At 43.9% G+C, this 2,952-nt stretch carries 2 protein-coding genes; one reads left to right on the top strand and one right to left on the bottom strand.

All coding sequences use genetic code 11. The features are described from left to right. Positions 1-33: 33 nt before the first annotated feature. A complete protein-coding gene (locus V3S16_RS01110; RefSeq protein ID WP_413882833.1) occupies positions 34-1,161 on the top strand; it encodes an HD domain-containing phosphohydrolase in 1,128 nt (375 codons plus the stop codon). Between the two features lie 176 nt (positions 1,162-1,337). Here V3S16_RS01110 and tnpC read toward each other — a convergent pair whose 3' ends face one another. After that, positions 1,338-2,885: an IS66 family transposase gene (gene tnpC / locus V3S16_RS01105; protein ID WP_413882832.1), complete on the bottom strand. Its 1,548-nt coding sequence runs from the start codon at positions 2,883-2,885 to the stop codon at positions 1,338-1,340. Between the last annotated feature and the right edge of the window lie 67 nt (positions 2,886-2,952).

Below are 2,952 nucleotides of genomic sequence, written 5' to 3'. Positions count from 1 at the left end.
TTTATACCCCTCCAGTGGCTTGCCTGAAATGACATCGGACGGATATTCCACGTTGGTCCGCTTCAAATACCTGTCGACCCATGGGGGCGTATGACGATCAATTTTGTGGGCGAACCAGGGACCTTTCCGGTTATTTCTTATGTAGATGTGCTTTCTGGATCCGTTCATCCCGATACTTTTAAAGACAAAATTGTATTGGTAGGACAAATAAACCTGTCAGGCGGGGGAGATTTGCATGATGTCCCTGTGTCGCGCGGCAAAACAAAGATGGCTGGTGTTGAGATCCAGGCAAATATTATCCACACCATTTTATTCCAAAATTTCCTGGTTGAGCAACAGCTTACCAGCGATATCATAATTATTCTATTGATGTCTCTCTTGGGCGGCTGGATACTTTTGCAGTTACGGTTTTTGTGGGGAATACCAATAATATTATTGCTTGAGGGGCTATATTTGCTTTATGCCTTTTTCATCTTCGATTCTGGCTTACTATCCGACATCTATTACCATACGCTCAGTTTGGGATTTAGTTATATAGGGGCAATTGCTGTTGATAACGTCGCTTTATTTAGAAATTTGCGACAAAAACATAAAGAATTAATTGAAACCTATGATAATACCCTTGAAGGCTGGGCCAAGGCGCTAGAGTTACGCGACCAGGAGACCCAGGGACATACGCTGCGGGTGACTAAATTAACCGTACTTTTAGCGAAAGAGATGGGGATAAAAGGCGATGAACTCACCCATATCCGTCGTGGCGCGATCCTCCATGATATTGGTAAGATTGGCGTTCCGGATGGAATTTTACTCAAGCCGGGCAAACTCACCGACGATGAGATGAGTACCATGCGCCGCCATCCCACTTCTGGGTTGCGGATGCTTTCCAAAATTAAATTCCTGAAACCCGCCCTGCAAATTGTCTATTTTCATCACGAAAAGTGGGATGGAACCGGATATCCACAAGGGCTGAGGGGAAATAAAATTCCATTTGCCGCTCGTATATTCGCGGTGGTGGATGTTTGGGATGCCCTGACAAATGATCGACATTATCGCGAGGCATTACCAGAAGAAAAAGCTCTTGCCATGATTATGAAAGACGCTGGCACACATTTCGACCCAAATGTGGTCGCCGCGTTTTCAGAATTTATCAGCAAAAAATAATGATTATCTAGGGGTGCCTCCCTTAACGGGAGTACAGCCAAGCAGGACGAAGGGTGCTGGGCGAATGAAAATCCTAAGTTAGCTCTAAAGAACATTCGATTGGTTTATATTCGTTGAACATTCGAAGATTCTATTATCTCTCCTCAGGTAACCGTTCACTCCCCTTCTTCAATTAGTCATCCAATGGGTTGAAATTGAGGAATTGGAGGTGCAGAATTTCCTTTACGACGCTCAGCAACCACAGAAGCGATATATGGCCAAGGCAAAACACCACGTTGCCGACATGTGTCTATGACACTTGCCAAAGATACATAGGCGCGACTGCCTTCGGATGTACGCGTCCCAAGATTTATCTTCCGAGCAATAACCCAGTGCCTTAACAATCGTTCAGCAAGATTATTGGTTATTGGCAACATTGGATATTTCAGCACTGTCCAGATTGCCTCCCAGTCATTGAGCAATTCACGCGCCAAGGCTTTCGTTTTTGCATGACTATGATTTCTGTGCTTTTCACTCCACTTTTTCAACTCGGCTAATTTTACTGAGAATTTTTCTTCTAAATCCATGCTGGGGTCGCTACGAGCCTTGTAGATGCCAGTTATGAACAAACTTATGATTTCGAGAACTTTTTCTCCAAAAATTGCGGCTTCTGGAGTGTAGCTCTCAGACAAGCCCCTTGCTTTGCGAATGATATGCGCCAAACAGCGAAGTCGTTTTCCATATTTGCGATATTGAAGATAGCCATCACTCATCAACCAACCAGAGAACTTTTCCATAACATCGGCAATTACATCCCAGCTACGCTTTCCGATCATATATAAAGTGACGGTGGCTGTTCGTAAAACCCATAACCATTTCAGCTTTCCATTTTCTGGCCATCCTGTTTCATCAACATATAAGAGCCCCGATTTTTGGATTTCGGCAATTATCTCCGCTTCTAAAGGCGAAACTGCTCGCCCGCATTCTAGGACACACTGATTGATTGTCCCCACACAGAGTTTTATCCCTAGCCAATCATCCAAAAACTCTTGGATACGCTTACGAGATAAACGCATACGCATAGCTAAACTGACAATAAGGGCTACTAATGTCGGACCCACTAGATGCCATTCTGTAATTTCTACATTCCAACCTTCTTCTGTATCGCTACGACCGGGAAGGCTATGAGTTTCGTGTCCGCAGGCACAGATGCAAATACCGTAAATATGTTTGATATGGGTGACTTCCAAGCCTAGTTCTTTGTGTTCTATATCCAGTTCATATCTTCCTGTTTTAGGGTAAAAAATAGTGCTTTCTTCAAAGTCTTCGCCACAGGCGGAACATTCTTTAGGTTTATGAACTTCTTCTCCTGTCACAGGAAGTTCTATTTGATGCCCAAAGCCTTTTGCCCCAGGTTGTTTCCCCGCCTTTCGTTTGTTTTCTGGTTCAGATTTGGGCAGAGAATTAGCGTCATTTCCTTCAGCAGATTTATCCTTCGTATCGGAGTTCTCGCTCTTCTTAGCATCGTCTTTCTGTCCTTCTTCTTGGGCGTTGGAAGAACCTTTCTCCCAAGGGGCAAAACTCCCTGATGGACGCGAACTGTTTTCTGGTGTTTGATTTAGTCGCTCTCGTGCCTCCCTCAAATCCTCCAACATCTTTTCGCTGAGATGCTGTAATTTTTCCAGTGAGAGGGAGTTTATATATTCTTTATCTATTTGGCGTAAAGAATCGTCAGGTAAGTTCATACACAGTAATTTACTCTATTTTATCTGCTAACGCTAGGCATTCGCTTTGGGGGGAGTGAATGATTAC

The sequence above is a fragment of the Candidatus Desulfatibia sp. genome (assembly GCF_036446775.1).
Classification (GTDB): Bacteria; Desulfobacterota; Desulfobacteria; order Desulfobacterales; family UBA11574; genus Desulfatibia_A.
This window is presented reverse-complemented; position numbering and strand designations above follow the sequence as displayed.

Bases quoted from the DNA above. Each gene is read 5' to 3' on its own strand.
- tnpC (WP_413882832.1), bottom strand. From the start codon at position 2,885: ATGAACTTACCTGACGATTCTTTACGCCAAATAGATAAAGAATATATA.